The organism is Methylomonas rivi, from assembly GCF_024505165.1.
Lineage (GTDB): Bacteria > Pseudomonadota > Gammaproteobacteria > Methylococcales > Methylomonadaceae > Methylomonas > Methylomonas rivi.
The window spans coordinates 1-4,033 of sequence record NZ_JANIBK010000228.1 but is presented as its reverse complement, the minus strand read 5'-3'; the positions used below and the strand labels follow the sequence as shown (position 1 = coordinate 4,033).

Here is a 4,033-nt window from a genome sequence, read left to right as displayed (position 1 = left end):
TAACCCTAACCAACAGATTCATAATGTACTTTTAGCTTATGAAACCAATCGGGCTTAAGCAATACAGTTTACAAAGGTCATTGCAGCAATAATCAGGTTTTTATCACTTTCTTCGGGTTTAATGCGCTTTAACCAACTCTCTGTTTCAGCTTGAACATAAGCCAGTAAAGCAATTTCTTGATGTCCTTCGGCATACTGTTGAATTGACTGGTTTTGAAGCGAGTTATCCAAATCATTGGCGAAATTGACTGTCGCCACGAAGCGATTCATTTGCCGATCAATTTCATCTTCAGTAATTTTCGACCATTTCAAGCCGGAATCCTTCATAGCCTGGAAACAATTCAGCAAGATGTTTAGCAGGAAATCTATCTTCTCAAGCGAAACACCGAGCTTTTGTTGAACCAAAACCAAACCCAACATGTGCGGCTGATTCTGATAAATTTCATCGAGTAGTAGCTCTTTTTGTCGAAAATCCATAGCCTGAATTTTCAATGTTGCGACTTTCAAAGTATCAATAGAGATGCGACTCACTTTTCCACCTTTGCTGGTATAAAAGGAATCAATCCCTGTTCGTAGGCTGCTTGTTGTAATTCAAGCGATTCATGCCGAATATCAACAATCAAACCATTGACCTGCAACATCCACACCATCGGGTTATCAGCAAGACGGCTGGGAAGAGTCCAATCCGACGACATTGGTCCCATATTTAATAGATCGCGAATTTCCTTCGATTTGTTTTGTCCGGTGGATTCCGCAATCCCAAAAAATTCATAAATTACTTTCGGTTTACAGTGCGGCGATTGACTGGGATCATCCAAAAAATTGGTACGGCCAACCGCGTGAATGGCAGCGGCAGCCCAAACATTATCTCTACCCTTTAGAAGTGGCGATGGTCGTTTCCTAGCCAATACACCAACCACACGGTGGATCATTGACCGATATTCATCGTTCAAATGCTGTTCACAGAATGAATCCGTTAAAGCAGTGATAGCGGCAAATTTGTCTGCCATGGATTTCGGAATTTTTTCAGTCGTCATAACAAGGATATGAGTGGATAAATAGCCATCTTTATTTATCCGCATGATAATACAAATTGCCAAAAAGCTGGATCACCACAAAATCTGAATTTGCCTGGCTGGCCGATTTGGAGAAACGCGACCAGCAAGAATGGATCGCCAAAGGACCGTCTTCTCTTCAGATTCATTGCCGGAAAGCTGTCATTGAATTCCGAAACCTGAAAGCGACCTTTCGTCACTGTGTCCAACCGACCCAAACCGGCCTCATCAAGTTGTTATTTGGACGGCTGGTTAATCACACATTCCGGACCGATTTAAATAGAAGCGTTGAAGCTGGGTACGAACTACACCACGACAATCGTTTAACCGACACCAAAACATCATTTATCATTACCGGATAATGATAAAGAGGTTCTTATCGTTACACCTTTCCAGCTCTAATCGGTTCGGCAACTCCTACAGCTATTGGCTATACTATTCTGCAATTTATTTCTTAGAGAGCATTCAGTGATTGAACCCGATACGACCTTACGCATTAAATCGATCAAGGTCACAGGATTGTTTGGCCTTTACGATCATGACGTAACCTTGAAGGAAGATCGCGTAACCGTGATACATGGTCCTAATGGTGTTGGCAAGACCGTTTTTCTAAAGCTGACAAACGCCTTTTTAAGGGGCAGTTATCATGAAATCATAACGGTTCCATTCGAATCATTTGAAATACACTTTGCTGACAACAGCATTGCTCGGATTCAGGTTGAACGAGAACCGAATAACTCTCGAAAAATCCATCTAATTTTTAAGAATTCAGAGGGAGTCGCTACTGATAAATCAACGATAGATTCGGAACAACTGGGGCCTAAGCGATTTTCTGAACAAATCTTGGATTCCCTACCATTCCTTGTCCAAATGGGACCAAACGAGTGGCTTGATAGACGGACAGAGGAGGTAATTGGCTCAGATGATCTTGTTGCGTTGGTGAACGAGTATGCTCCAAAGCTGGCAAAAAAATGGGTGGTACGTGAACCTAAAGAGTTACGCGAGTTTCGCCAGAGAATTAATGTACACCTCATAGAGGCTCAACGCTTAATCCGGCTGACAAATGTGTCTGGGGATTGGCGGTATCGGCCTAACCGGGAAAGACCAACCACTAATACGGTTCAAGAATATTCGCGCGACTTGAAGCGCAAATTGGAAAGTACGCTCGCAACCTATGCAAAGCACTCACAAAAGCTAGATCAAACTTTTCCTCAGCGCTTACTTCAAGGGATAGTCGACCCGCTAACAATCGATCAGCTCAAGGTAGAGCTACAGCAAGTTGAGGCAACTCGTGAGCGCTTAAAGAAAATAGGCATTCTTGACGGTGGAGAATCCACCCAGGATACCTATCCGTTGCAAATTTCTAAGCTTGATGGCATGCAATCAGGTCAACTCCCTGTGATGTCCGTTTATGCAAGAGACACTAAGCAAAAACTAGCCGTCCTAGCTGAACTATCCGAACGGATTGAGATTTTACTAGACGTCCTCAATAGAAAATTTACAAATAAGCAGGTAACAATTTCACGCGAGTCAGGTATTGCAATATTTGGCAAGGATGGAAATCCTATTCCAATAACGGCGCTTTCATCCGGTGAACAACATGAATTGGTGCTTTTGTACGATCTTTTATTCAAGGTAAAACCAAACACCCTGGTACTCATAGACGAACCAGAGTTGTCGCTTCATATTAGTTGGCAAAAGGGTTTTATGGATGATCTATTGGAGATTATTCGACTTGCTCATTTTGACGTCCTCATCGCGACGCATTCCCCTTATATCGTAGGTGATCACTCTGATCTGCTTGTAATCCTCTCTTCCGAAAGTTAAGTCTGATAGTCAACATGGTTACAACCGCGCTTAACACAAGCAAGACGCCAGGAATTATCATTACTGAAATCAGAATGATGAACTCGACTTTCAGGGGAATTCACTTCCTGGTTGAAGGTGTCGATGACAGCAAATTTTGGAAACATCGTCTTAATTCTAGCAACGTAGCTATCGTTAATTGTGAAGGAAAGTTAAATCTCCTTGGTGCCGCTGTTGACATTTTCAATGCGGCCATATCTGGAGTTACGGGAGTTTACGATGCTGACTTTGACCGATTACTGGGTATATCGCATTCACCAAGTTTTGTAGTTCCTACAGACGCTAATGATCTCGAAATTTGTCTTTTGATGAGTGGCGCATTGAATATTTTTCTCTCTGAGTATGCTGATGCTGAACTGCTCGACGATTTTGAAAACACCTCAGGTATCTCAGTCTCTGAGCAAATCGAACGAACGTCTCGAGAGTTTGGCCGACTTAGGTTTCTGAGTAACATTGCTGGTCATCATGTCGACTTTGATCAACTATCCCCATACCGATTTGTTTCGATTGATGATTGGTCTCTGGACCATACAGCCCTGAAGAATGAGTATGCTGCGCTTGCATCCATCGATATTCAGGACTTAGAGACCATGCTCGAAGCGCACTGCTCGCAAGTCGCTCCAGCGTGGGCCTATTCACAAGGTCACGATGCTGTTCGCATACTTGCAAGAGGTATTCGCCGTGTCATTGGTCGACGTCAAATGGATGAGCAGGATGTTGCTAGAGTTCTTCGGATTGCTTACTCAAAGCAGATGCTTGAGCAAACAGATATGTATGCACTGCTTTGCGGAATTCAAGGTGTATTGCCCTTACTACTGTTTGCTTGAAATAGAGTAGCTACAAATTCAGAAACATCATCAAAGTGAGCTCGCATTTATCAGGTTTTCACTGATCTTTGAAGGACTAAAGATCAAGTAGTGTAGTTCGGCGTATTCCTTGAATGGCAAGTATCTGGTCGGCACCTGTCGTTAGACTGAATTTATCGATTGTCTCTTTTTGGCCGTAGTGACACAGTGATAATGGCAAATTGTTCGCCGAATAACAGACAGTCAACTGGGTCAAAGGTTGCCTGAACTATTGAAATTGGAAAGCGCCCCTGACCGGCGGGTTTT

General features: G+C 43.1%; 5 protein-coding genes. 3 read left to right on the top strand and 2 right to left on the bottom strand.

What is annotated here, in order from left to right; all coding sequences use genetic code 11:
• Positions 1-54: 54 nt before the first annotated feature.
• Positions 55-531, bottom strand: a complete 477-nt coding sequence (locus NP596_RS20255) for a hypothetical protein (protein ID WP_256617201.1) — start codon at positions 529-531, stop codon at positions 55-57.
• Positions 528-1,037: a DUF6398 domain-containing protein gene (locus tag NP596_RS20250; RefSeq protein WP_256617200.1), complete on the bottom strand. Its 510-nt coding sequence runs from the start codon at positions 1,035-1,037 to the stop codon at positions 528-530. Before NP596_RS20250 ends, NP596_RS20255 begins: the two co-directional genes overlap by 4 nt.
• A gap of 56 nt (positions 1,038-1,093) precedes the next feature.
• Between NP596_RS20250 and NP596_RS20245 the strand changes: the two genes are divergently transcribed.
• The 3 genes from NP596_RS20245 to NP596_RS20235 all read left to right on the top strand — a co-directional run bounded on the left by NP596_RS20245 (position 1,094) and on the right by NP596_RS20235 (position 3,748).
• On the top strand, positions 1,094-1,417 hold the full coding sequence (locus tag NP596_RS20245) for a hypothetical protein (protein ID WP_256617199.1): 324 nt from the start codon (positions 1,094-1,096) through the stop codon (positions 1,415-1,417).
• A gap of 106 nt (positions 1,418-1,523) precedes the next feature.
• Positions 1,524-2,882 (top strand): AAA family ATPase, encoded by a 1,359-nt coding sequence (locus NP596_RS20240; RefSeq protein ID WP_256617198.1) that lies wholly within the window; start codon positions 1,524-1,526, stop codon positions 2,880-2,882.
• A 14-nt stretch (positions 2,883-2,896) separates the two neighbouring features.
• Positions 2,897-3,748, top strand: coding sequence for a DUF4435 domain-containing protein (locus tag NP596_RS20235; RefSeq protein ID WP_256617197.1), 852 nt, complete (start codon positions 2,897-2,899; stop codon positions 3,746-3,748).
• Positions 3,749-4,033: the final 285 nt, after the last annotated feature.

What these genes read in the sequence shown, in the direction of transcription:
- NP596_RS20250 (WP_256617200.1), bottom strand. Translation starts at nt 1,037, where the DNA reads ATGACGACTGAAAAAATTCCGAAATCCATGGCAGACAAATTTGCCGCT.
- NP596_RS20235 (WP_256617197.1), top strand. Translation starts at nt 2,897, where the DNA reads ATGGTTACAACCGCGCTTAACACAAGCAAGACGCCAGGAATTATCATT.